The organism is Muricoccus nepalensis, from assembly GCF_006438825.1.
Taxonomy (GTDB): domain Bacteria; phylum Pseudomonadota; class Alphaproteobacteria; order Acetobacterales; family Acetobacteraceae; genus Roseomonas; species Roseomonas nepalensis.
On record NZ_RCZP01000012.1, the window covers coordinates 108,381 to 131,581 of the forward strand.

At 70.6% G+C, this 23,201-nt stretch carries 18 protein-coding genes and 1 riboswitch; of the genes, 11 read left to right on the top strand and 7 right to left on the bottom strand.

Annotation, left to right across the window (positions count from 1 at the left end):
• Positions 1-14 precede the first annotated feature (14 nt).
• Both EAH89_RS14330 and EAH89_RS14335 read right to left on the bottom strand, forming a co-directional pair.
• Positions 15-254, bottom strand: coding sequence for a hypothetical protein (locus EAH89_RS14330; protein ID WP_140884260.1), 240 nt, complete (start codon positions 252-254; stop codon positions 15-17).
• 2 nt (positions 255-256) lie between these two features.
• Positions 257-712, bottom strand: a complete 456-nt coding sequence (locus EAH89_RS14335) for a RidA family protein (protein ID WP_161993596.1) — start codon at positions 710-712, stop codon at positions 257-259.
• Between the two features lie 561 nt (positions 713-1,273).
• Here EAH89_RS14335 and EAH89_RS14340 point away from each other — a divergent pair.
• The 3 genes from EAH89_RS14340 to EAH89_RS14350 all read left to right on the top strand — a co-directional run bounded on the left by EAH89_RS14340 (position 1,274) and on the right by EAH89_RS14350 (position 4,233).
• Complete coding sequence (locus EAH89_RS14340) at positions 1,274-1,681, top strand: phasin family protein (protein WP_161993597.1); 408 nt, start codon at positions 1,274-1,276, stop codon at positions 1,679-1,681.
• Positions 1,682-1,851: 170 nt separating this feature from the next.
• Positions 1,852-3,069 (top strand): DUF2382 domain-containing protein, encoded by a 1,218-nt coding sequence (locus EAH89_RS14345; protein ID WP_140884268.1) that lies wholly within the window; start codon positions 1,852-1,854, stop codon positions 3,067-3,069.
• A gap of 897 nt (positions 3,070-3,966) precedes the next feature.
• Positions 3,967-4,233 (top strand): hypothetical protein, encoded by a 267-nt coding sequence (locus EAH89_RS14350; RefSeq protein ID WP_140884271.1) that lies wholly within the window; start codon positions 3,967-3,969, stop codon positions 4,231-4,233.
• A 250-nt stretch (positions 4,234-4,483) separates the two neighbouring features.
• On the opposite strand, the gene EAH89_RS14355 is transcribed toward EAH89_RS14350, so the two are convergent.
• The 3 genes from EAH89_RS14355 to EAH89_RS14365 all read right to left on the bottom strand — a co-directional run bounded on the left by EAH89_RS14355 (position 4,484) and on the right by EAH89_RS14365 (position 7,589).
• Positions 4,484-5,878 (bottom strand): deoxyribodipyrimidine photo-lyase, encoded by a 1,395-nt coding sequence (locus EAH89_RS14355; protein WP_140884273.1) that lies wholly within the window; start codon positions 5,876-5,878, stop codon positions 4,484-4,486.
• Positions 5,879-6,099: 221 nt separating this feature from the next.
• A complete protein-coding gene (locus EAH89_RS14360) occupies positions 6,100-6,531 on the bottom strand; it encodes a DUF6525 family protein (protein ID WP_140884276.1) in 432 nt (143 codons plus the stop codon).
• A 185-nt stretch (positions 6,532-6,716) separates the two neighbouring features.
• Complete coding sequence (locus EAH89_RS14365; protein WP_140884278.1) at positions 6,717-7,589, bottom strand: LysR substrate-binding domain-containing protein; 873 nt, start codon at positions 7,587-7,589, stop codon at positions 6,717-6,719.
• Positions 7,590-7,689: 100 nt separating this feature from the next.
• Here EAH89_RS14365 and EAH89_RS14370 point away from each other — a divergent pair, with 100 nt between their 5' ends.
• Together EAH89_RS14370 and EAH89_RS14375 are read left to right on the top strand one after the other, a co-directional pair.
• Positions 7,690-9,393: an acyl-CoA dehydrogenase family protein gene (locus tag EAH89_RS14370; protein WP_140884280.1), complete on the top strand. Its 1,704-nt coding sequence runs from the start codon at positions 7,690-7,692 to the stop codon at positions 9,391-9,393.
• Complete coding sequence (locus EAH89_RS14375; RefSeq protein WP_140884282.1) at positions 9,390-10,352, top strand: Bug family tripartite tricarboxylate transporter substrate binding protein; 963 nt, start codon at positions 9,390-9,392, stop codon at positions 10,350-10,352. Before EAH89_RS14370 ends, EAH89_RS14375 begins: the two co-directional genes overlap by 4 nt.
• Positions 10,353-10,482: 130 nt before the next feature.
• Here EAH89_RS14375 and thiC read toward each other — a convergent pair whose 3' ends face one another.
• Positions 10,483-12,312: a phosphomethylpyrimidine synthase ThiC gene (gene thiC, locus EAH89_RS14380; RefSeq protein ID WP_140884284.1), complete on the bottom strand. Its 1,830-nt coding sequence runs from the start codon at positions 12,310-12,312 to the stop codon at positions 10,483-10,485.
• Positions 12,313-12,407: 95 nt separating this feature from the next.
• Positions 12,408-12,525, bottom strand: a riboswitch (TPP riboswitch).
• A gap of 679 nt (positions 12,526-13,204) precedes the next feature.
• Here thiC and EAH89_RS14385 point away from each other — a divergent pair.
• From EAH89_RS14385 to EAH89_RS14405, 5 genes are all read left to right on the top strand, one after another.
• A complete protein-coding gene (locus tag EAH89_RS14385; RefSeq protein WP_140884287.1) occupies positions 13,205-13,642 on the top strand; it encodes a biliverdin-producing heme oxygenase in 438 nt (145 codons plus the stop codon).
• On the top strand, positions 13,639-16,539 hold the full coding sequence (locus tag EAH89_RS14390) for a bifunctional diguanylate cyclase/phosphodiesterase (protein ID WP_140884289.1): 2,901 nt from the start codon (positions 13,639-13,641) through the stop codon (positions 16,537-16,539). Before EAH89_RS14385 ends, EAH89_RS14390 begins: the two co-directional genes overlap by 4 nt.
• A gap of 521 nt (positions 16,540-17,060) precedes the next feature.
• Positions 17,061-17,891 (top strand): nitroreductase family protein, encoded by an 831-nt coding sequence (locus EAH89_RS14395; protein ID WP_241667021.1) that lies wholly within the window; start codon positions 17,061-17,063, stop codon positions 17,889-17,891.
• A 240-nt stretch (positions 17,892-18,131) separates the two neighbouring features.
• Positions 18,132-19,217 (top strand): amino acid ABC transporter substrate-binding protein, encoded by a 1,086-nt coding sequence (locus EAH89_RS14400; RefSeq protein ID WP_140884291.1) that lies wholly within the window; start codon positions 18,132-18,134, stop codon positions 19,215-19,217.
• Between the two features lie 264 nt (positions 19,218-19,481).
• Positions 19,482-21,065: a Na+/H+ antiporter gene (locus EAH89_RS14405; protein ID WP_140884294.1), complete on the top strand. Its 1,584-nt coding sequence runs from the start codon at positions 19,482-19,484 to the stop codon at positions 21,063-21,065.
• A gap of 148 nt (positions 21,066-21,213) precedes the next feature.
• Here EAH89_RS14405 and EAH89_RS14410 read toward each other — a convergent pair whose 3' ends face one another.
• The gene (locus EAH89_RS14410) at positions 21,214-22,176 is read right to left on the bottom strand and encodes a Bug family tripartite tricarboxylate transporter substrate binding protein (RefSeq protein ID WP_140884297.1); all 963 of its coding nucleotides are present in this window, start codon (positions 22,174-22,176) and stop codon (positions 21,214-21,216) included.
• 204 nt (positions 22,177-22,380) lie between these two features.
• On the opposite strand from EAH89_RS14410, the gene EAH89_RS14415 reads away from it, so the two are divergent.
• Positions 22,381-23,154, top strand: coding sequence for an SDR family NAD(P)-dependent oxidoreductase (locus tag EAH89_RS14415; protein ID WP_140884300.1), 774 nt, complete (start codon positions 22,381-22,383; stop codon positions 23,152-23,154).
• Positions 23,155-23,201 lie beyond the last annotated feature (47 nt).

Genomic DNA, 23,201 nt, shown 5'->3' on the forward strand with positions numbered 1-23,201 from the left:
AAGGGTTGAGAGGGTCAAGAGGCCAGGAGCACCGCCGCCAGGATCGCGAGCGCCGTCGGATACTCGCAGCGCAGCCAGGCACGATCGCGGACCAGGACCGGCAGAGAGGCAGGATAACCCCAGCGCCGGAACTCCTCGCGGATGAAGCCTGGACCGGCAAGGTTCAGCCCGCCGCCAATCACCATGGCCGTCGTGAGCAGGAGCGCAATGGGCGTCTCCAGCCCGGACTCTTCCGCGAAGGCTGCCGCCGGCATCGTCAGGGCCGGTAGGCGGCGATGATGTCCACCTCGACCCGTGCCCCGGGCGTCGAGAGCTGGTTCACGCAGAGCGTGGTGCTCACCGGTCGCCAGTCGCCGAAGTAGCGCCCCTGCACAGCGTTCAGCGCGTCCTGGTCGCGCATATCGGTGAGATAGCGCGTGACCTTCACGACATCTGTCCAGGTCAGCCCCTGATCGGCGAGGATCGCACCAAGCGTGTCGAAGACGCGTGTCACCTGCTCCTCAATCCGAATGGGGTGCTCGTGCTCCTCCGGGCGGTGAGGATGGTGGTGGTAGAGGGGCGAGGGTGTCGCGCCCGAGATGTAGAGGACGTCCCCGCTGTGGACGCGCATGGCGGGAGCGTAGGGCATGTCCGCCTGTCGTTCCGGTAGGGTCTGGATCTCGCCCAGGCGCTGGTTGGTGGGCGATCGGCGGTAAGGCGGTTTCGCGGGCACGTCATGCCTCCTCGTCCGCTCAAATTGGGTCCCTAGGTTCATCTCGATGTCAAGAAGCTCGACGGCGAGAGAAATTGACATGATGGAGGGCTGCTCGGCCCAGTCTGAACGCGGGCCACCTTCACGTCTTCGGCCGCGTCTCCCGCACCGACGCCGCCTTCCGGCGCCGGGTGAACGGCCGGCTTGCCCCCCTTGGCCTCCGTTGGGGCATGTTCGACGTGGTGGCGACGCTCTGGCATACGCCGGTCCGTGCCGTGCGTCGCAGTGAACTCTCCCGACGGTGCCTGCTCTCCTCTATCCGACAGGCTGCCTCAACGCCCCGTCGGCGCATCGCGCCGCGCCTTCGGCAGGTCCATCGCCGGGGCGTCGGATAGTTAGGCCAACCTGCGGCTTCTGGAAGGCACGGCTGTGTGCCAGGAACCACCACTGCACCGTGATGCTGCAACGCAGCATTTGCCTTGCGCGCAAGCTTGCCCGGCCTCAGACATAGCGATGCGTTCCGTTGGGGCCGATCAAGTGGGAATTTCCCTGCGACGGTGTTCCAGCGGGAAGGAGCCGCTCATGACCCTTTCTGATGGCAAGCGGCAGATGACCAGCTTCCTGGATAGCTTGGCGACGGTCGCCACGCACGGCACCGCGTTCAACCGCGCCTCCATCGAGGCAATGCAGCGCTCCAGCCGCCTCTGGGCTGCGGGGCTGCAGGATATCGGGCAGCGCTGCGTCGGCGCAGCCCAGAACAGGACCGAGCGCTTCCAGGCGACGGCCAAGGCTCTCTCCTCCGCCAAGAGCGTCCGGGAAACCCTTGCCATCCAGGCGGCGCACCTCGGCACCGAGGTCGAGCAGTCCGTGAAGCAGGCGACCGACCTCCAGGAGGCCGCGCTCCAGGTCGTGCAGCGGGCGTCGGCGCCGCTGATCGATCACCTCACTGCGTCCTCGACGGCCGCGGCGGCGCGCCATTTCCAGGGCTGACGCCCTCGGCCATCGGAACGGCGTCTCGGTTCATGCGCCGCCCACCCACAGCGAAATCCGACCGCCCCGCTGTCCATGACGGTGCCCTCGCCGCTGCCCGACGCCGCGGCTTCCCGGCTCCGGCACCGCCGGTCCCTGGTCACCACCACAAACCCACGAAGGATCAACGAATGTCGCTCCGCACCCTGATGCAAGAAGGCTCCAGCAAGGTGAACGATCTGTTCGCCAAGCTCTCCGATACCTCGGAGGGCGCCGTGAAGACCCGCGAGAAGCTCTTTGGCGAACTCAAGGCCGAGCTCGAGCTGCACGCCAGCCTGGAAGAGGAGTTCCTCTTCCCGCTGCTCCGCAAGAACCCGGAGACCCGCAGCCTCGTGGTCGAGGCGATCGCCGACAACAAGAACCTCCGCGCCCGGCTCACGGACCTTGAAGCCCTGCCGAAGAACGGGGAGGCCTTCCTCCCGCTCGTCACCGAGTTGCAGAAGGCCTACCGCCAGCACTCGCGCGACGAGAAGAAGGAGCTTCTGCCGGCCGTCCAGAACGCGCTGAGCGCCGAGCAGGTCCAGCAGGTCGCGGCGAAGATGGAGGCGGGCATCGCCGAGGTCGAGCAGGCCAGGCAGGACGAGGCCGAGGAGCGCCGGGCCAAGGCACGCCAGGAGCGCGAGCAGGCCGAGCTCGAGGCCGAGGCCGCGGAGCGCCAGCAGCAGGAGCGCGAGACGGCCGAGCGCCGCGCGCGCGAGACCGCCAGCCGCGTGGCCAGCGCGGCGGTGATGCCGCTGGAGGTGGCGGCGGACGCCACGGGCAAGGTGGCGCGCCTCGTGGCGGGCACGGCGACCGCCGCGGAGCAGGCCGCCCCCGTCCCCGCGCGGACGCCCTCCCCTGCCCCGGCGCGCCCCTCGGCCAGCGCCTTCAGCGACATGTTCCTGTGGCCCTGGGCCGGCGCCATGCAGGGGCTTCAGCAGGGCCGCGCCGCCGTGCCGTCCGGTGCCCGCGCTCCCACCAGCCAGGAGGAGGTCATTCCCCTCGGCGAGGAGGTGCTCGAGGTCACCAAGCGCACGGAGAACCGCGGCACCGCGCGCGTCCGGCGCTACGTCGTCGAGACCGAGGTCGAGGAGCAGGTCACGCTGCAGAGCGAGCGGGTCGTGGTCGAGCGTCGCCGCCCGGTGAGCGACAAGATCACCGGCGAGATCCTCAGCGAGATGACGGTCGAGGTGGTCGAGACCGCCGAGGTGCCCGTGGTCAACAAGCGGGCCCGCCTGCGCGAGGAGATCGTCGTGCGCACCGAGCGCACGCAGCAGGTCGAGACCGTCCGCGAGACCGTTCGGCGCGATGAGGTCGAGATCAGCCAGCCCGGCAAGCGCAAGGCCGCCCGCGAGCGCGCGAGCACCTGAGACTCCACGGGGCGGGCAGGGAGCGATCCCTGCCCGCCTCGCCGGAACGGACGAGCCTGAATCCTTCCCGACCGGCCCTAGCGAGAAGGGGCGACGAGACCCGAAGCTGGTTGCCTCCTGGCGATCCGGGCTTGGGCTCTACTCCGTCTGCTTGAATGCGCGGGTGCTGGTCGCTGAGGCGCTGGCAACGCGGCCCTCGGCGAAGCCGCTCAGCCAGGCGTCATGCAGGAGCCGCGTGTTCGGCGAAAACGGACACTCGGTCGGAGAACTCAACGGGTTAGTGCCCGCCTTTCATCCATGAACAGCAATATGGGCGAGGAGCTTGAGCAGCTCGACATACGCTTCCCTTCTCTTCTGCGAATTATGCACACCACCCCCCTGTCATGCTTCTATTGGCGCAATCGGTCTTGAAGGCGAGGCCAAGCCTGTCGCGCTCCAGGGCGTCCGGTGCGTCGAGCCTTTGGCTGATGTTTACCTGACCAGGCGCTTCAAGCGGCCCGCATGGCGATGGCGATGGCGCATCGGCGTCGTGGCGAAGGAGCAGCGAACGCCTCACGTGCTCCGTCAGCCAGCTGCTCCAGAACTTCCATCAGAGGCTTCCAACGGTCCGATCCTGCCGCTTCCTTAGTCGGCGCACGAGCCAGGCAGGTCAGCGCTGCGGAGGACGGTGAGGGGACGATACGCTGAACTGATCTCGTCATGGTTGTTCCACCGGAAGAGGACATCCGCGGCACTCACGAAACGGTGAGGTAATCTTTTCTAGGCGCGCCGAGGCCACGAACGCAATCTCTATTCTGCTCGGCGGAAAATAGTTTTGATAATGCCACGACCACTCTGTCCGCCCCGTGTGGTGGTGAGGATCGGACACCTCTTGAGCCGGGTGAGCGAAATACGATCATGCACGACGCCCCGGCCGCCGGCTTGTTCCTTGCTGCCGCGCTTGCACCGAAAGCAGCGCGCCAGCGCAGCGAAAGGTGGCTGGAAGCACAGCCGGCAGGCGGTGACCTCATCCATCGCATCGACAATCACCGGGGGATAAGATCGTCGCTCGTAGAAATCGCCGCCGACTGGGGAAACGACCGTCCTGATTTGACCGTCGCCCTAACGGAATACCGGGCGCACGGGATGAACTTCCCTGTCCCCACACCTTGGGACCGCGCGTGAGAAACCGTCGTGAGGCCTTGCAGTAGAAGGCCCGTGCCGGGTTCGCTGAGCTGTTTCCGCTGTCATCCATCACCAAAGCCGGACTAGGGCCTGGGCACTTCGCCAGCCGCAGCGTCAAAGCGAGCCAGCACCGCGCGCTTCAGAGAGACGTTATCCACCGTTCCTGGGGATAGTTCGGTGGGTATCGAGGTGGTCTGTTGGCCCGCCGGCCGATCCATTCATCGAGATCCTGAAAGATCAAGCAGCGCGATCACCGCCGCGCATCTCCCTCGTCCCGCTCCGCCGCCGCGAGCCGCTCCACCGCGCGGACATAGCCGTCAGCATCGAACTTCTTCAGGCTGGCCTCGCTCATGGAGCGCACGTTGCCGAAAACCGGCTGAGGTCCCCAGGGCCGGTCGTGCAGACCGAAGAGCCAGGCCACGTTGGTGAAGGAGTTGGCGTCGCGGCCGTCGATGAAGTAGCGGTTGTTTAGCCGCAGCGCCGTCTCCCACGCCTCCTCCGGCGAGGCGGACCACTGGACGATCTTCTTTCCCCAGTACATCCGCATGTGGTTGTGCATGTAGCCGGTCTCGCGCATCTCCATCATGGCCGCGTTCCAGTAGCGGTCGTGGGTCAGGCCCTGCTCGAACTGCTCGGGCGTGTACCGGTGCAGCCGAGGGTCGTCCCGATGCGCGTCGAGCGTCTTGCGCGCCCAGCCGGGCACGCAGGCGTAGTCGTCGTAGCGCGGCTCGTAATGGATATGGTTGATGGCGAGCTCGCGGCGGATCACGACCTCCTCGACATAGGCGGCCTTGTCGTCGACGTCCCCGGTGTTTGCCGCCCGCACCGCCAGCGCGATCGCCACGGGCGAGATCTGGCCAAAATGCAGGTAGGGGCTCATGTGCGAGGCGGCGCCGGCCTCGGGCCTTCCCCGCACCGTCGCGTACCGGCCGAAGGGGCCACCCAGGTAGTGCCGCAGCCGCGCCTCGGCCACGGAGGCTCCGCCCCGGAACCGCCGCACGGGCCGAACGCTTTGGTCCGCCTTCAAGCTGGCGACCAGCCTCGGCACGTCCTCCAGGCCCAGGGTGCTCTTATACCGCAGGTCCGAGGCGGGGCGATTAACCCGTCGCTCGTCGAGCGGCACCAGGTAGTCCGGCAGCAGCCGGTTGAGCTTGGGCCGTAGTGTCCGCGCGGCAATCTCGTGCTTGGGCGACGCGGTCTCGACCGGAACCACCACGTCGCCCTCGACCTGCACCACCCCGCAGGGCGCGCGCGCGGCGAAGTCCGCGTAGAACCCGATGGCCGGCTTGAGGTAGGTCCGGTCGCAGACGACCAGGGCGGCGTCGGCCGCGTAGCGCAGCGCTGTCTCCACCGGCGGGTCCCGGTGGGCCACGAAGGCGATGCCGCGCCGTTCCAGCGCCGGTCCCACCTCCGCCATGCCCTCAAGCAGGAAGCTCCAGTGGCGGGCATTCACCTCTGGGAACCCTTCGGCGATGCCGTAGCAGACCAGGACGGGCAGGTTGCGCGCGTTGGCTTCGTCGACCGCGTGCTCGAGGGCCGGGTTGAAGACGGCGCGCTGCGACAAGCCCATCCAGTAGAGAACGTAGGACGCGCGCGCGTTCTCCGGCAGGTCGTTGAGGGAACGGATCCGTGTCGGCTGAATCATGGTCTGGCATGTGGTGCGTGAGCGCGAGGCGTGTAGCCGCTGGCGTGGCAACGCCCGGATGGGCCAGGCCTTCGGGGAGCGACGCGGGCCAACGCCTGGCCCGCTGAACTCAGACCCCAACACTCAGTCGCGCCGAATGGATGGAGCCGGCGGGTTCCGCACGGTCCGGTTCCCCCGAACCGCATCGACCAGCCTTGAAACCTTGCCGCCGCCACCCTCCCTCAGCGTCGGAAGCGGCAGCCCGCGATGCGCTTGGCCCGCGCCTTGGATGAGGTCTTCGTGGGGGTCTTCGTGGGGGCCTTCGGAACGGGCTGGGCCAAGGGGATGCCATCGGTCCCCGCGTAGCGCTGGAGCGTCGCGCCGGCGGCGAGGTGCGGGTAGGCCTGCGCGCCTTTCGCCCATGTCCTGGCGAAGGCGGCCACTTCGGCGTGGTCTTGTCCCCGTATGGTCTGGACGAGGAAATGCGCGGCCTGCGCCGGACGGAGCCGTTCCCGGCGCAGCAGGTGGAGGTGCCATTCGCGGGCCCGGAGGGGACACCAGTCCACCAGGGCTTCCTGCAGCGCCCTGCGCACCTCGGCCGGCAGTTCCTCGTAGGCCCGGTAGGGGTCACCCTTGAGCTTGCTGTAAGGCTTGGCGGCCATGCTGTTGTCCATGGCCGCCTTCTACCGGAGGAAAGCCCTGGGGCAAGCCGTGGCGCTGATTGCCCGGTACTCCGTTCGAAGGCCGTGGCACCGAGGGCGGCAAAGGGCGACGGTCCGGCCGGCCGGTCACCCCGGCCTGACGTGCCGCGTCGCAGGGGTGCGACCGGCCTGCTTCTGACACCGGTCCTCCGCAGCCCTCATGAGCAGATTTCATTCGCAAGCCAGGCGCGCAGCGCCGCGAGAGCGGGATCCCCTGCCCTGGCCGCGTCGTGCAGCAGGGTGAAGTGCCGGCTGGTCCGCCGGATATGCGGGTGGGGCGCGACCACCCGGCCGGTAGCGAGGTCCTGCGCGACCAGGGCCTGGATGGCCATGGCGACGCCCAGACCCTCCGCGGCCGCGTCGAGGGCAAGGGCGATGCTCTCGAACCGCGGGCCGGCGGCGGCATCCACGCCGTCCAGGCCGGCCTCCGCGAGCCAGCGCGACCAATCGTCGGGGCGCTGGCGGGAATGCAGCAGCGTCGCACGCTGCCAGTGGAAGCGGGGGAGGAGCGAGGGCGCGCAGACCGGTCCCGTTTCGATCGCCACGAGCGGCATCGCCTGGAGACCGGGGCGCGGGCGGCCATCGGCCACCGCGATCACCGCGTCGAAGTGGCCGGGGACGAGTTCCAGCGGATCAGCGGTGGTCTGGAGCTCGAGCTCCAGCTCGGGATGACGCTCCCGCAAGCGGTTCCAGCGCGGGATGAGCCACCGGCTGGCGAAGAGCGCGTAGGCGCCGATCCGCAGCCGCCGCGGCGGCGTGGCGCGCCGCGTGGCGACGAGACCGGCGGCGATGCGGTCCAGCCCCTCCTTCGCGGCGGCGAAGAGCGCCTCCCCGGCCGGGGTGAGGGCAAGGCCGGTGGCACCCCGCGTGAAGAGGGCGGTGCCGACCTCCTCCTCCAACGCTCGCACGCCACGGCTCACGGCCCCGGGGGTGACGAGCAGTTCCCCGGCGGCGCGCGTGACGCTGCGGTGGCGGGCCGCCGCCTCGAAGCTGCGGAGCGGGATAAGCGAGGGAAGGCGCCGGTAGGTCATGGGACGTTGAGCCTAGCTCAACGCCACCCCCGAACAAATCGATTGGAACGATGCCGGGCCGGGGCCAACCTCCGGGCAAGCAGGCCTCGAGGCAGCACCCATGCACATCCGTTCCCCCGCCCCCCCGTCCGGTGCCGCCACGATCCCCGACAGCCAGGGACTGAACCTCTACCGGGCCGATCCAGCGCTGGCGGACCTGGCCTCGCTCTACCTGCCGGGGGGGCTGGCATCGCACCTGGCGCCGCACCTGGACCGGCTGGGCGCCCTCGCCGGCGGCGCGCTGGACCGGCTGGCGATGACGGCGGACCAGAACCCGCCGGTCCTGCACCACCGCAGCCGAAGGGGCGGCGACGAGCAGAGAATCGAGTACCACCCGGCCTATCGCGAGATGGAGCGGCTCGCCTTCGGGGAGTTCGGGCTGGCCGCCCTGTCGCACCGCCCGGGCGTGCTGGGCTGGGACCAGCCCATGCCGCCGGCGGCGAAGTACCTGCTGACCTACCTCTTCGTGCAGGCGGAGTTCGGGCTGTGCTGCCCTGTCTCGATGACGGACAGCCTGACCCGGACGCTGCGGAAGTTCGGGGCGCCGGAGCTGGTCGCGCGCTACCTTCCGGCGCTGACCAGCCAGGACCTCGACGCCCTGCACCAGGGCGCGATGTTCATGACCGAGCAGGGCGCGGGGTCCGACATCGCGGCCACCGCGGTGCGCGCGGCGCCCCGCGAGGACGGCACCTGGGCGCTGAGCGGCGACAAGTGGTTCTGCTCCAACCCCGACGCCGGGCTGGCGATGGTGCTGGCCCGCCGGGAAGGCGGCGCGCCCGGCCTGAAGGGGGTCTCTCTCTTCCTTCTGCCCCGCACCCTGCCGGACGGCACGCCGAACCACCACCGCGTCGCCCGGCTGAAGCCGAAGCTCGGCACCCGTTCCATGGCCTCCGGCGAGGTCACGATGAACGGCGCCATCGCCTGGCTGGTGGGGGAGCCGGAGGCCGGGTTCCGGCAGATGGCCGACATGGTCAACAACTCCCGCCTGTCGAACGGCGTCCGCGCGGCGGGGATGATGCGGCGCGCGGTGACGGAGGCGCTGTTCATCGCGCACCGCCGGGTCGCCTTCGGCCGGCGGCTGGTGGAGATGCCGCTGATGCGGCGCCAGCTCCTGAAGATGACCGTGCCGATGGAGCAGGCGCGGACGATGGTGTTCCAGGCCGCCGAGGCCCTGCGCCGCGCGGATGCCGGGGAGGAAGGGGCCTACCCGCTCCTCCGGATCCTGACGCCGCTGCTCAAGTTCCGGGCCTGCCGCGACGCGCGCAAGGTGACGGGCGACGCGATGGAGGTGCGCGGGGGCTGCGGCTACATCGAGGAGTGGTCGGACGCCCGGCTGCTGCGCGACGCCCATCTCGGCAGCATCTGGGAGGGCACGAGCAACATCGTGGCGCTCGACGTGCTGCGCGCCGCGACGCGCGAGGGATCCCTGCCCGTCCTGCGCGACCACCTGCGCGGGCTGCAGGGGAACGGCGGGGCGCTTCCGGAGGCGGGACCGGCCATGGAGCGCGCCGTCGCGCTGGCGGAGGCCGCCCAGGAGGACCCCTCGCTCGCCCGGCAGGCGGCGTCCGCGCTGTACCACGTGACCTCGGCGGCCGCGCTGGCCTGGGAGGCGGAGCGGCTGGGCCGGCCGGAGCGGCTCGCGCTGGCGCGCCTGGTGCTGCGGCACCGCGTGCTGCCGCGCGACCCGCTGGATCCATTCCAGGGGAACGAGCACGACGGGGACCTGCTGCGCGATCCGGGCGCCGGGACGGGAGACGAGGCATGACGCACCGCCGCACCCTGCTGACCGCCGCGGCGCTCGGCGCCCTGGCCCGGCCGGCGCTGGCCCAGACCGGCGCGCGGCCCGTCACGCTGGTCGTCCCCTTCTCGCCCGGGGGGCCGACGGACCTGATCGCCCGGCGGCTGGCGGCAAGCCTCGGGGAAGGATTGGGGCAGACCGTCGTGGTCGAGAACCGCGCGGGGGCCGGCGGAAACATCGGCGCGGAGTTCGTCGCGCGGTCCGCGCCGGATGGGCACACCATCCTCTTCGGCACCTCGGGCCCCCTGGCCATCAACCGGATGCTCTACCCCGGCCAGTCCTACGACCCGGCCAGGGACTTCACCCCGGTCGCGCCGCTCGGGCGCATCCCGAACGTGCTGGCGGTGAACGGAAGCGTGCCGGCGACGAACGTTCAGGAACTGATCGCGCTGGCGAAGCGGGAGCGGCTGACCTTCGGCTCCTCCGGGAACGGCGCGTCCTCGCACCTCGCGGGCGCCCTGTTCAACGCCATGGCCGGCACGAGCATCGAGCACATCCCCTACCGCGGCACCGGCCCGGCGCTGAACGACCTCGTGGCCGGGCACGTGGCCATGGTGTTCACGGACGTGCTGACCGCCCTCCCCCATCTGCAGGGCGGCCGGGTGCGGGCGCTGGGGATCACCACGGCCGAGCGCTCCACCGTGCTGCCGGACCTGCCGACCGTCGCCGAGCAGGGGCTGCCCGGCTACGACGCCTCGGTCTTCTTCGGCCTGGTCCTGGCGGCCGGGACACCGGAACCGGCCCGGGAGCGGCTTCGCGGCACCTTCGCCACCGTCGTCGCCGGGGCGGAGATGCGGCGCTTCCTGGAGAGCCAGGGCATGCAGGTCGCGCCGGAGCTCACGCCGGGGGCTCTCACCGCGCTGATGGCGACGGAGACGGAACGCTGGGCGCGGGTCATCCGGGAGGCGAAGGTCAAGGCGGACTGACGTCGCGCGTGGGTGACCGCCCGGCCTGCACGATTGAACCAGGCCGAGGCCCAACCCCGGCCACAGGTCGGGGCGGTGAGCGCGACGCGTCCGATGCCCCGGCCGCCCGGAGGCAGGGGCATCCGGCTCCCTACCCCGCCTTCCCGAGCGGCACGTAGAGCTTGCCGCCTTCCCGGAACTTCTGCGCCATGGCCTCCATCCCCTCCTTCTGCGCCTCCGCCCGGATGTCGTGGGAGATCCGCATCGAGCAGAACTTCGGGCCGCACATGGAGCAGAAATGCGCGGTCTTGTGCGCCTCCTTCGGCAGGGTCTCGTCGTGGAAGGACCGTGCCGTGTCGGGGTCGAGGGAGAGGTTGAACTGGTCCTCCCAGCGGAACTCGAAGCGCGCCCGCGAGAGCGCGTCGTCGCGCAGCCGCGCCGCCGGATGGCCCTTCGCGAGATCCGCCGCATGGGCCGCGATGCGGTAGGTGATGACGCCGGTCTTCACGTCGTTCCGGTCGGGCAGGCCGAGATGCTCCTTCGGCGTCACGTAGCAGAGCATCGCGCAGCCGAACCAGCCGATCATGGCCGCCCCGATCCCCGAGGTGATGTGGTCGTAGCCCGGCGCGATGTCGGTCGTCAGCGGCCCGAGGGTGTAGAAGGGCGCCTCCCCGCAGGTGGCCAGCTGCTTGTCCATGTTGGCCTTGATCTTGTGCATGGGCACGTGGCCCGGGCCCTCGATCATGACCTGGCAGTCCCGGGCCCAGGCGACCTGCGTCAGCTCGCCCAGCGTCTCCAGCTCGGCGAACTGCGCGGCGTCGTTGGCGTCCGCGATCGAGCCCGGGCGCAGCCCGTCGCCGAGGGAGAAGGAGACGTCGTAGGCGCGGCAGATGTCGCAGATCTCCTCGAAGTGCTCGTAGAGGAAGCTCTCGCGGTGATGGTGCAGGCACCACTTCGCCATGATGGAGCCGCCGCGGGAGACGATGCCGGTGACGCGCGCGGCGGTCAGCGGCACGTGGCGCAGCCGGACGCCCGCGTGGATGGTGAAGTAGTCCACGCCCTGCTCGGCCTGCTCGATGAGCGTGTCGCGGAAGACCTCCCAGGTCAGGTTCTCGGCGATGCCGCCGACCTTCTCCAGCGCCTGGTAGAGCGGCACGGTGCCGATCGGGACCGGGGCGTTGCGCAGGATCCAGTCGCGGATGTTGTGGATGTTGCGGCCCGTCGAGAGGTCCATCACCGTGTCCGCCCCCCAGCGGATCGCCCAGACCATCTTCTCCACCTCCTCCGCCATGGAGGAGGTGACGGCGGAGTTGCCGATGTTCGCGTTGATCTTCACCAGGAAGTTGCGGCCGATGATCATCGGCTCGAGCTCCGGGTGGTTGATGTTGGCCGGGATGATGGCGCGGCCCCGCGCCACCTCCTCCCGCACGAATTCCGGGGTGACATGGTCGGGGATGGCGGCGCCGAAATCCTCGCCGTCGCGCTCCGGCGCCGCGCGGGCCCGGGCGCGGCCGAGGTTCTCGCGGATGGCGACGTACTCCATCTCCGGCGTGATGATGCCGGCGCGGGCGTAGGCGAGCTGCGTGACGGCCTTCCCGTCCTTCGCCCGGAGCGGGCGGTGGCGGACCGGGAAGGCGGGGGTCAGCCGATCCGCGGTGACGAAGCCGTTGTCCTCGGGCCTCAGGTCCCGCCCGTCATAGGCCTCGACATCGCCCCGCGCCTCGGCCCAGGCCCGGCGGTGGCGGGAAAGCCCGCGCTCGATCGCGACCTCGGCGCCGGGATCGGTATAGGGACCGGACGCGTCGTAGACGGTCACGGGCGGTTCGCCGGCGCTCGGGTGCAGGGCGATCTCGCGCATGGGGACGCGGAGCTGGGGGTGCCGGACGCCCGGTTTGAAGACCTTGGTGGAGGCCGGCAGCGGGCCGGTCGTCACGGTCGGCACAAGGGACGCGGGCGGCCGGCTGGTGGTCTGGATCGACATGCGCCGAGGCTCCTTCAGCAAGGATCCAGCGCGGTCGGAAGGGCGGCTTGGAGGATGGTGGCCATGACGGGCGACAGAGGGTCGCCGACCGAAGGCCGCAGGCATCCGCACCGTCCCTACGCCAGCATGAACTGGATCAGGTTCAACGGGTCACTGCGCTGCCAACGGCGAGCAGTATCTCAGCCCCTTGTCGGGACCCCCCGGGTGACGGGTGAAGCTCCGCCGACAAGCGTTGGATTGTCAACAGGCCTTTTGAGCATCCCCCTCCCTGTAACCTTGCCCGGCGACGAACGGCGGTAGCCGAAACGCGGTTGACCGCGTGCACCCGACCTTGCGGCTCGCACGAGCATCAACGGCGCCAACCGTGACCCCCGCCGGCGGGCTAAAGCCCTCGGCGCGCTTCGGGACCGCGCGCCGACCCCGCCGCAAGCGCAGCAAGCGCCGCCCTGACAAAGCCCGTGACCACCGCCGCGGCCAGCGTCAGTGCCACGCCCGCGGCATCACGCTGCGCCCGGCCAAACGGTGGGGGGCCAGTCCCTGCCCCGCGCACCAAGGTCACGCCCCGCTCGGCCCGGCACCAACTCACCGGCCAAGGCCCGCAAGCGCCCTTCGCGTAGGACATTCTTTACGAAGCCAAGTCCAATGTGAGCGGCGCCAGTTCGATCCCCAAGGGAAGGGAGGTGGGGTTATCATGCGACAAGCGACCTGTTCCCCGCTCCTCCACACGGCTCCGCTATCAACCCCGCTGTCCCAGCGGCTCCGCGAGGACACGCGGCAAGCCCACACGGCCGTTGAGCGGCAACTCCGTCTCCCGGAAGCGATCGCCTCCCGTGAGGATTACGTCGCCTTCCTCCGGCGGTTCTTCCGCCTCCTGCGTCCGTTGGAGAAGCGCTTGCTCGCTTTTCCGGACTGGCAGGACCACGGAATCGACGTCGTCGAGCACTGCCAGGTGCCGCGGCTGGAGGCCGACCTTCGGTCCCTCCAACCCGGCGTGCCGCTCCCTCCGCACGCACCGGCGGCGGCGCTCCCCTGCCTTCCCGGGTTCGCCCAGGCCCTCGGCGCCCTCTACGTCCTGAAGGGATCGATGATGGGCGGCGAGGTGATCCTCCGCCACCTCCTGGCAGCCGGGATCGACGGCGTGGCGGTGGCCAGCCGCTTCCTCGGCGCCGGCCGGGCGCAGGCGGGCGGTCACTGGCAGGCCTTCCGCGCCTGCCTCGACCACTACGGCGCCGCCGCCCCGGAGGACGCCTCGATGGTCGTGGCCGGGGCGGAGGAGAGCTTCCGATCAGTTGGCGAGTGGATGCAGAGCACCCGCTGGAGAGAGATGTGACCGAGCCTTACATCCTGGTGCCGGCGCCGCCGGCGGCCGACCTCACCACCTGCGACCGCGAGCCGATCCACACGCCGGGATCGATCCAGCCGCACGGGGCGATGATCGTCCTCGACGCGCGCGATCTCCGCGTCACCCACATCAGCGCCAACCTGCCCACGCGTCTTCTCGGGCGCCCCGCCCCGGAGGCCCTGGACAACAGCATCGTCCTCGCCGCGCAGACGGCGCTGCACGAGGACGGGCACTCCCTCAGCCGGATCCACGCCGCGCCCCGCACGCCGGAACTGCCCTACAGCGAGATGGTGGTGCACCACCTCGATGGCAGGATCTACGCCGAGTTCGAGACGCCGGTGAGCGACCATGACGAGGCGGGCGCCGTGGCGGGTGTCCAGGCCATCATCCAGGCGCTGCGCCGGACGCGGTCGCGCCAGGAACTCTGCGACGTCGCGGTGCGCGAGCTGAAGTCGCTTACCGGTTTCGACCGGGTCATGGCCTATCGCTTCGACCCGGCCGGCAACGGCGAGGTCATCGCCGAGGCGTGCGAGCCGGAACTCGAGCCGTTCCGCGGATTGCACTTCCCGGCCAGCGACATCCCGAAGCAGGCGCGGCAGCTCTACCTGCGGCAGAGGGTGCGCACCATCGCGGATGTGGGATACACGCCCGTCCCCATCCTTACAGAGGCCATCCGTCCCGGCCACGCCGAAGTGGCCGCCCTTGACATGAGCCTTTGCCACCTGCGCGGCCTCTCCCCGCTGCACATCGAGTATCTCCAGAACATGGGCGTGGGCGCGACGCTCGCCATCTCCCTCATCCCCGATGACGCGCTGTGGGGCATGCTGATCTGCCATCACCGCACGCCCCGCCGGGTCTCGGCCCGGGTGCGGGCGCTCTGCGACCTGATCGGGCAGCTCATGTCGTTCCTCATCGGCGAGAAGGGCCAGAACGAGCGGCTTGCGGAACGCGTCGTGCGCGCCCGCATCCTGGACGCGATCGGCGAGCGGGTGAACGCCGCTGCCGCGATGCCGGTCCAGGCCTTGCTCGAGCGTCCCGAGGAGGTGCTGGAGCTGCTTGAGGCGGACGGCGCCCTCGTGCAGATCGGCAACCAGACCCAGCTGTTCGGCCGGACGCCGACCTTGCCCCAGGCGCTCACGATCGCCGCGACGATGCGCGCCCGTCACGGCGGAGAGGCGGCCGCGACCAACGCGCTCGGCACCATCGCTCCGGAACTGGGTCCCCTCTCCGGCGTGGCGGGCGGCGCCCTTGTCCTGCCCATCCTCCACGGTCCGGACGATTTCATCGTCTGGTTCCGCGACCAGGTCGCCCAGACCGTGACATGGGGCGGGAATCCGGAGAAGCCGGTGGAGAGCGAGGCGGGCCGGCTCACGCCCCGCAAGTCCTTCGCCGCCTGGCAGAGCGTGGTGCAGGGGCAATGCCAGCCCTGGAAGGAGGTGGACCTGGAACTGGCGAAGGATCTTCGCCGCCTCGTCACCACCGCCATGCTCCGCAACCTCGAGACCCAGACAAAGCTCGCGGGCCTGCGGCACTACGATGCCCTGACCGGCCTCCCCAACCGGCGCCTCCTGGAGGAGCGGCTCGCCGCCCGCCGCGCCGACAAGGACGCGTCGCCGGCCACCATGATCTTTCTCGACCTCGACCGCTTCAAGACCGTCAACGACAGCCTTGGCCACGCCGCGGGCGACGACCTCCTCGTGCAAGTGGCCAACCGCCTGGTGGAGAGCGTCGCGTCCCATCACCTGGTCGCCCGCATCGGCGGGGACGAGTTCGTGGTCCTCTGCGAGAACGCTCCCCTGGCCGCCGGGCAGGAGATCGCGGAGGCCGTCATCGCCGCCTTTCGCGCGCCGTTCCAGCTTGCCGGCCGTCCCTACCGCCTGTCCACCAGCGTGGGAGTCGCGCAGGCGGGGCTGGGACAGCCCGACCACATGCTCCGCTCCGCGGACTCGGCGATGTACGCGGCGAAGCGCGAAGGCGGCAACCGCGCCGTCACCTTCGACTCGTCCCTGCACGAGGCCGCGCTGCAGAAGCTGGAGATCGAGCAGGACCTCCACCAGGCGCTCGAACGAGGCGAGTTCGAGGCGCATTACCAGCCCTTGGCTGCCCTCCCGTCCGGCGAGATCGTCGGCTTCGAGGCCCTGCTGCGCTGGCGCCATCCCGAGCGCGGCCTCGTGTCCCCGGCGGATTTCGTGCCGCTCGCCGAGGAGACGGGTCTCATCAGCCCGATCGGTGCGCAGGTGCTGCGGCAAGCCCTCTGCCAGGTGCGCGCCTGGCGCGAAATCTCGGGGCGCGGCCTCTTCGTGTCGGTCAATGTCTCGGCCTGTCAGGCCGCCCGCCCCGACTTCCCGGCCGAGATAGCGGCTGCCCTGGCGGAGGCGGGACTGCCCGGGGAGGCGCTCCTGCTGGAGGTCACCGAGAGCATCGTGGCCCAGAGCGTTGCCATCGGTCACCTGGAGGCGGTCCGGCGCACCGGGGTTCGCATCGCCATCGACGATTTCGGCACAGGATACTCCTCGCTCGCCTACCTCCAGACGCTGCCCGTCGACGAGCTCAAGATCGACAAGATGTTCGTGTCGCAGCTCGGCCGGGACACGCGCTCGTCCACGGTCACGCAGGCCCTGATCCAACTCGCTCACGCCTTGTCCCTGACCGTGATAGCGGAAGGGGTCGAGGATGAAAGGCAGTGGGCGGAACTAAGGTCGCTCGGCTGCGACGCGGCGCAGGGCTACTGGATTTCGCGGCCCGTGCCGGTGGCGCAGGCGCTGGCGCTCTGCGGATGGCGGGTGCGCAGCGATGAGGGCGAGGATGAGGCGGCCCAGGTCTCGGTGAAGCGTCGTCTCCCTCACTCTGAGCCGACGCCGGTCTCTGCGGCGGAGATGGCGTGAATCGGTGGCCGGCTGAGACGCCTGCCCCGTGTTCGCCGAAGCGCTATACGGTAGGGGCCAAGCTATTCGCCGGTCGAGGTGACACCTCGTGAGGCAGCTTGCGGTGATGGGACGGGACCCCAGTCGCTATGTCGTCCGACACGTCTCGTTCAAGGCGATGCACGGCATGGCCCCTGTCAGACCGCGCGAAGGCTAGGTTGGAGGGAGGGCCGTGCAGTGGGGATTCCGACAGCTGGGCGGGCATGGCACCCTTCGCCAAGGGACAACGTCCTTCCGGAGGCGAGCGGCTCGTAGGGCACATCTCGCGGTGGACACGGGGAGGCGACCCCGGATGATCGACCTCACGCCGGCCGTTACGCCGAAGAGCACGGGTGACGGAAAGACAACCTCGCTCCCACGGTGCCTTGCGCCGGGCGCGCTGTCGCTGAACTTGGCGCATCAAGGTAGGATTGATGTTCCCGACGAGGCCGAGTTTGCTGCTGGAGCCGCGTCGCGTGGCGCCGGTACGGTAGGAGGCAAGGTTGCTCGAACGTCTAAGGTCCGTTCTGCAGGCACGTTTCGGCTCGGCGCCCGCTCTTCAGGCAGCACCGGACGGCGTGGCGACCCTGGCGGCGATGGCTGATCGCCGCGCCATCCGCCGGTACGCCGACAAGCCCGTCGATCCCGCGCTGCTGGAGACACTCTGTGCGGTTGCGCTTGCCGCCCCGTCGAAGTCTGACCTGCAACAGGCGGACATCATCATCATGTCTGACGAGGCGCAGCGCGCCAAGCTGCAGGCTCTTATCCCCGACAATGCCTGGATCAGGGAGGCGCCGGCGTTCCTTGTGTTCTGTGCCAACAACCGCCGCCACCGCCTGCTGTTCGAGTGGCGTGGGCAGCCCTTCGTCAACGACCATCTCGACTCCTTCTTCAACGCGTCGGTGGACGCTGGGATCGTCCTCGCCACCTTCATCGCTGCGGCGGACCGTGTCGGGCTCGGAACCTGTCCGGTCAGCGCCATCCGTAACAGGGCCTCCGACGTTTCCGACCTTCTCGCGCTGCCGGACCATGTCTTCCCGGTGGCCGTACTGGGCATTGGATGGCCGTCCTTCGAGGGCGTTCTCAGTCCGCGCCTGGGCCTCGACGTCACCGTCCACCGGGACCGCTACGACGACACCGGACTTCAGGAAAAGGTCGCCGCCTACGACAAGCGGCGGAGGGCCGTGCAGCCCTACGCCACGCAACGCTACACGGACCGCTTCGGGGAAGCGGAGCAATACGGATGGTCGGACGACAAGGCTCGCCAATACTCGGTGCCTGAACGCGCTGACTTCGGCGCTTTCGCGCGCGGCAAGCGGTTCAACTTGGACTAGCGGCCCGAGGGCTCCGGAAGGGGGCCGCCTTGCCGCGGAAGGCTGGCCGATCCGGTGATCCACTTGTCGAACAGGACGCTAGAGGCACCGTTCGTCCGATAACGGACTTGCCATTGCACCGCCCCGGCAGGGCAAGCAGGCTGGGTCTTCCGAGGGATAGGGCGGGCGCACCCGGCCACGCTCACCGCCTGAGTCCCCCGCGCCGCCACAGGCCGCAACCTGTTCCATGGGAGACACCGGATGACCGCACCTGTTCCGCCAAGCGCCGCCGTTCCGGCCCTCCGCGCGACGCCGGGACGGGCGCGGCGCCGCGTCGTCCTGCTGGCCCTCGGCGCCCTCGCCAGTCTCGGAATCCCCGGGCTGCACCCCGCCTCGGCGCAGGAATCGCCGACCCTCGCCGCCATCCGGGCGCGCGGCAGCGTCGTGTGCGGGGTCCAGTCCAACAACCCGCCCTTCTCGCTGCCGGACAGCCGCGGCGCCTGGCGGGGCCTCGACGTGGATTCCTGTCGCGCGCTGGCTGCGGCCGTGCTGGGCGACCCGTCCAAGGCCACCATCCGGCCGGTGACCCCGATCAGCCGCTTCCCCGCCATCCAGAGCGGCGAGATCGACGTGCTCTTCGGCAGCACGACCTGGACGACCACGCGGGAATCCTCGCTCGGCCTCGTCTTCGCGGCGGCGAACTACTACAGCGGCCAGGGCTTCCTGGTGAAGCGCTCGCTCGGCGTCGGCCGCCTGGCGGAGCTCGGCGGCGCGACCATCTGCGTGCCGCCGGGCTCGACGACCGAGGTCGTGCTGGCCGAGTGGTTCCGGGCTAACCGCCTCACCTTCCAGCCCGTCCTCATCGAGGACCTCAACGAGATCCACGCGGCCTTCCTGGCCGGGCGGTGCGACGCCTTCACGCGCGACATGACCGGCCTCTCCGGCTTCCGCATGTCGCAGCCGAACCCGGAAGCCTTTCTGCTCCTGCCCGACAGCGTCACGATGGAGCCGCTGGGCGCCCTCATTCGCAAGGGCGACGGACGCTGGTTCGACGTGGTGCGCTGGACGCAGTTCGCCCTGATCTGGGCCGAGCAGCAAGGCGTGACCGCCGCGACCGCCGACGCGCCCGCCGCCGGCGCCTCCTCCGACGTCCGGCGCCTCCTCGGCGCGGAGGGGGATATCGGGCCGAGCATGGGGCTCGACCGGCGCTGGGCGGCCAACGCCATCAAGGCCGTCGGCAACTACGGCGAGGTGTGGCAGCGCAACGTCGCGCCCTTCGGGCTGGAGCGCGGCCTCAACAGGCTCTGGAACGAGGGCGGGCTGCTGTTCTCGCCCCCGCTCCGCTAGGCCCGCGCGCCGCGACGACGACCGGCTCGCCTTCGGGCGGAATGACGAAGGGCTTCCGCACCCGGCCGAGGCGCGGCACCCCGCTCGCCACCCCACCGAAGGCGACCGCCGCGCCGATGGCCGGCCACGCCCTCATGCTGTGGCCCACCTCGACCCCGTCGATTCGTGAAGCCGATCCCGCCCTGCACCGCCCGGGACCGTGATTGACGCCTTTCGGAACTTCGGTGCCTCCTGCCCTTCATCCTTCACGCGGCTTGGCAGGGCATGCATCCGGTAGAAGTCTTCGAACTGATCGTCGGCATGTTCCTGGCGGTGCTGGCGCTCCAGTACGCCGCGCCGCGCCTGGGACTTCCGCCGGCGGCCACCCTCCTGGTCGGGGGCGGCGCGCTGGCCTTCGTCCCGGGGCTGCCGGCCGTCGAGCTCGACCCGAACCTCGTTCTCGTCATCTTCCTGCCGCCGCTCCTGATGGACGGCGCCTGGTTCACCGCCCTCGCCCCCTTCCGGCGCCATCTCAGCGGCATCGCCTCGCTCGCGGTCGGCGCCGTGCTCTTCACGGCGGCCGTCGTGGCGGTCGTCGCCAAGCTGGTCATGCCGGAGCTGCCCTGGGCCGCCTGCGTCGCGCTCGGCGCCATCGTCTCGCCGCCGGACGCCGTGTCGGCCCGGGCCGTGCTGCAGCGGGTCAAGCTGCCACGCCGGCTGGGCACCCTGCTGGAGGGCGAGAGCCTCCTCAACGACGCGACCGGGCTGGTGCTCTTCCGCTTCGCGGTGGCGGCCGTCCTCACCGGAACCTTCAGCCTCGGCGAGGCCGTCGGCAGCTTCGCCTTCCTCGTCGGCGGCGGCATCGTCGTCGGGGGCGCCATCGGGGCGGCCTGGGTGCTGCTCGTCCGGCGCCTGGCCGACGAGCACTTGATGGTCGCCGCCTCCGTGCTGGTGTGCTGGATGAGCTACATCGCCGGCGAGATGCTGCACGTGTCCGGCGTCATCGCGACGGTGGCGGCGGGTCTCGTCTGCGGCTGGTACCAGCACGTCATCCTGACGGCGAGCGTGCGGGTCCGCGCCCTCTCCTTCTGGAAGGTGATGATCTTCCTGCTGGAGGCGGCCGTGTTCATCCTGATCGGCCTCTCGCTGCGCGGCGTCATCGACCGCGTCGGCGGGATCGGCATCGTCGCGCAGGACATGGCCGGGTCGGTGGCGGCCATCATCGCGGCCGTCATCCTGGCGCGCTTCGCCTGGATCTTCGGCTCGGACGCCCTTCTCCGGCTTCTGAACCGCGCCGGCTGGCGCGCCGCGGAGCCCCTCGGGCCGCGCGCCGCGAGCGTCATGAGCTGGGCCGGGATGCGAGGGGTGGTGACCCTTGCCGTCGCCCTGACCCTGCCCGAGGCGATGCCCGGGCGCGACCTGATGCTGGTCACCGCCTTTGCCGTGATCCTCGTGACGGTTCTCGTTCAGGGGACGACCCTCGGCGTGGTCATCCGCCTCGCCGGGCTCGAGGAAGACGAGCGCGGCAGGCCACCGCTCGACCTCTCCGCCGCCGAGGCCGCGATGTCGAGGGCGCAGTACGAGGAGGTCGAGCGGAGGGCCTATTCGCCCGACGGCTCGATCCTCCACCCGCGCCTCCTCGACAGCTACCGCCGGCGGATGACCGTCTCCACCGAGTTCTCCGGCACCGAGGAGGAGCGTGCCCAGGACATCGCCGCGCATTACGGCGTCATCCTCGCCGCCGTCGCCGCCGGGCGAGCCGAGCTGGTCCGCCTGCACCGGGCCCACCAGATCGACGACGAGACCCTCCATGACCTGGAGCGCGACCTCGACTTCGAGGAACTCGTCGCGCTCGCCGCCCGGGGCTGACCAGCGCCCTTCCGGTCCGCCAGGCCATGTTCCACCGAAGCCACTTGGATCGGATCACGGCCCTGTCTTTCGGATCGGAGCCGTCGGCCTGTCGGTCTTTTCCACCCGCAGGGAAGGCGCCGCCTTCCCTCCAGTGCTCAGGGTTCCTTCACGGTTGCCGCTCGAGGCCGGCCTCGCTGACAACCCTCTGCCACTGGCGGATCTGGCCCGACACGAAGGCCTGCATCGCTTCCGGGCTGCTCGGGATGGGCCGGGACCCGAGCGCCTCGAGCGACCGCTGGACCTCGGGCAGGGCCAGGACCTTGGCGAGTTCCGTGTTCAACCGGGCGACGATCGGCGCGGGCGTCCCGCTCGGCGCCACCAGCCCGACCCACGACACCACCTCGAAGCCGGGCACCGACTGGGCGATCGACGGCGCCTCCAGGCCGGGCCACGGGGCCGCGCTGGTGACCCCCAGGGCGCGGGCGCTGCCCGCCCGGATGGCGCCGCCGGTCACGGTGATGGAGTCCACCATCACGTCGATCCGCCCGGACAGCATGTCCGTCAGGGGCTGGGTGCCGCCCCGGTAGGGCACGTGCGACAGGCGGATGCCCGCCATCTGCGCCAGCAGCTCCCCCGTCAGGTGCTGCGTCGAGCCGACGCCCACGGAGCTGAAGGTGATCTCCCCCGGCCGCGCCCGCGCCGCCGCGATCAGGTCCCCCATGCTGCGCACCGGGCTCTCGGCGCGGGTGGCCACGACGAAGGGGAAGACCGACACCGTGGAGATGAAGGAGAAGTCCTGGACCGGGTCGAAGCGGAAGTTCCGGTACACCGCGGCCGAGACGGCGTGCCCGCCGGTCAGCAGGCCCAGCGTGTAGCCGTCCGGCCTGGCGCGGGCGATGTACTCGCTCGCGATGTTGCCGCCCGCCCCGGTCCTCGCCTCGACGACGACCGGCTTCCCGAGCGCCTCCGCCAGGGGGGCGGCGATGACCCGCGCGATGGTGTCGGCGTTCCCACCGGCGCCGAAGCCCTGCACGAGCTGGACCGGCCGGTCGGGCCAGGCCCCCTGCGCCCGGGCGCCCGACGCGGCCGAGCACAGGGCGAGGATGGCCGCGGCGTGTCGTCGTCTCATCGTTCCCTCCCGGTGAGCGTTCCCGCCGGGCCCAGGGCGCGCCGCCCTTTTGGGCCGGGACGTCGAGGCGGCCCTGAGGTCGGACGCGGTTGCCCCCGGTGCCCGGTCCAGGCGCCCCTGTTCTTCCACGGGTGGAAGGATAGAGTGCGGGCCCGAAGCTCAGCAATCCACCCAGCGAGCAAGGGACAGGGGAGCAGACATGCGATGACCGACCTCCGTGCCGGTGGCCAGGGCGAATACCCGCTCGGCGGCCGCGTCGCCGTCGTGTCCGGGGGAAGCAGCGGCATCGGGGCGGCCACGGTCCGGCGCCTGGCCGCGGCGGGAGCCACGGTCGTCGTGGGCTACGGCGCGGGACGCGAGAGGGCGGAGACCCTCGTCGCCGAGCTTCCGGGCACGGGGCACCGGGCGCTGGCCCTGCCGATGGAGGACAGCCAGGCGCTGAACGCGGCCGCCGCGGAGGTCGAGCGCCGGTTCGGTCGTGCCGATGTCCTCGTGAACTCCGCCGGGACCACGAAGGCCGTGCCCCATGCCGACCTCGACGCCATGGACGACGCGTCCTTCGACCGCATCCTCATCACCAACGTGAGGGGGCCGTTCGCGACCATCCGCGCCTTCGCGCCCCTGCTGCGGCGCGGCGGGGACTCCGTCATCGTGAACGTGTCCTCCCTCTCGGGCTCGACCGGGCTGGGAAGCAGCATCGCCTACTGCGCCTCCAAGGCCGCGCTCGACACCATGGGGCTCTCGCTCGCCCGGGTGCTCGGCCCGGAGATCCGGGTGCTCGGCGTCTCGCCCGCGGCGGTCAACACCGACTTCGTGCCGGGCCGGACCCGCGCCGCCGTGGAGAAGCAGGCCGCGTCCACGCCGCTGAGGACCGTGGCGGAGCCCGACGACGTGGCGCTCGCCATTCTCTCCGCCATCACCCACCTCCGGCTCAGCACCGGCACCAACCTGGTCGTGGACGGCGGGCGGCACCTGTGACCCTGGCCTGACCATGGCGGGATGAGACCCGAGCGACGGCCGTCCTC

What these genes read in the sequence shown, in the direction of transcription:
- EAH89_RS14330 (WP_140884260.1), bottom strand. Translation starts at nt 254, where the DNA reads ATGCCGGCGGCAGCCTTCGCGGAAGAGTCCGGGCTGGAGACGCCCATT.
- EAH89_RS14340 (WP_161993597.1), top strand. Translation starts at nt 1,274, where the DNA reads ATGACCCTTTCTGATGGCAAGCGGCAGATGACCAGCTTCCTGGATAGC.
- EAH89_RS14345 (WP_140884268.1), top strand. Translation starts at nt 1,852, where the DNA reads ATGTCGCTCCGCACCCTGATGCAAGAAGGCTCCAGCAAGGTGAACGAT.
- EAH89_RS14350 (WP_140884271.1), top strand. Translation starts at nt 3,967, where the DNA reads ATGCACGACGCCCCGGCCGCCGGCTTGTTCCTTGCTGCCGCGCTTGCA.
- EAH89_RS14355 (WP_140884273.1), bottom strand. Translation starts at nt 5,878, where the DNA reads ATGATTCAGCCGACACGGATCCGTTCCCTCAACGACCTGCCGGAGAAC.
- EAH89_RS14360 (WP_140884276.1), bottom strand. Translation starts at nt 6,531, where the DNA reads ATGGACAACAGCATGGCCGCCAAGCCTTACAGCAAGCTCAAGGGTGAC.
- EAH89_RS14365 (WP_140884278.1), bottom strand. Translation starts at nt 7,589, where the DNA reads ATGACCTACCGGCGCCTTCCCTCGCTTATCCCGCTCCGCAGCTTCGAG.
- EAH89_RS14370 (WP_140884280.1), top strand. Translation starts at nt 7,690, where the DNA reads ATGCACATCCGTTCCCCCGCCCCCCCGTCCGGTGCCGCCACGATCCCC.
- EAH89_RS14375 (WP_140884282.1), top strand. Translation starts at nt 9,390, where the DNA reads ATGACGCACCGCCGCACCCTGCTGACCGCCGCGGCGCTCGGCGCCCTG.
- thiC (WP_140884284.1), bottom strand. Translation starts at nt 12,312, where the DNA reads ATGTCGATCCAGACCACCAGCCGGCCGCCCGCGTCCCTTGTGCCGACC.
- EAH89_RS14400 (WP_140884291.1), top strand. Translation starts at nt 18,132, where the DNA reads ATGACCGCACCTGTTCCGCCAAGCGCCGCCGTTCCGGCCCTCCGCGCG.
- EAH89_RS14405 (WP_140884294.1), top strand. Translation starts at nt 19,482, where the DNA reads ATGCATCCGGTAGAAGTCTTCGAACTGATCGTCGGCATGTTCCTGGCG.
- EAH89_RS14410 (WP_140884297.1), bottom strand. Translation starts at nt 22,176, where the DNA reads ATGAGACGACGACACGCCGCGGCCATCCTCGCCCTGTGCTCGGCCGCG.
- EAH89_RS14415 (WP_140884300.1), top strand. Translation starts at nt 22,381, where the DNA reads ATGACCGACCTCCGTGCCGGTGGCCAGGGCGAATACCCGCTCGGCGGC.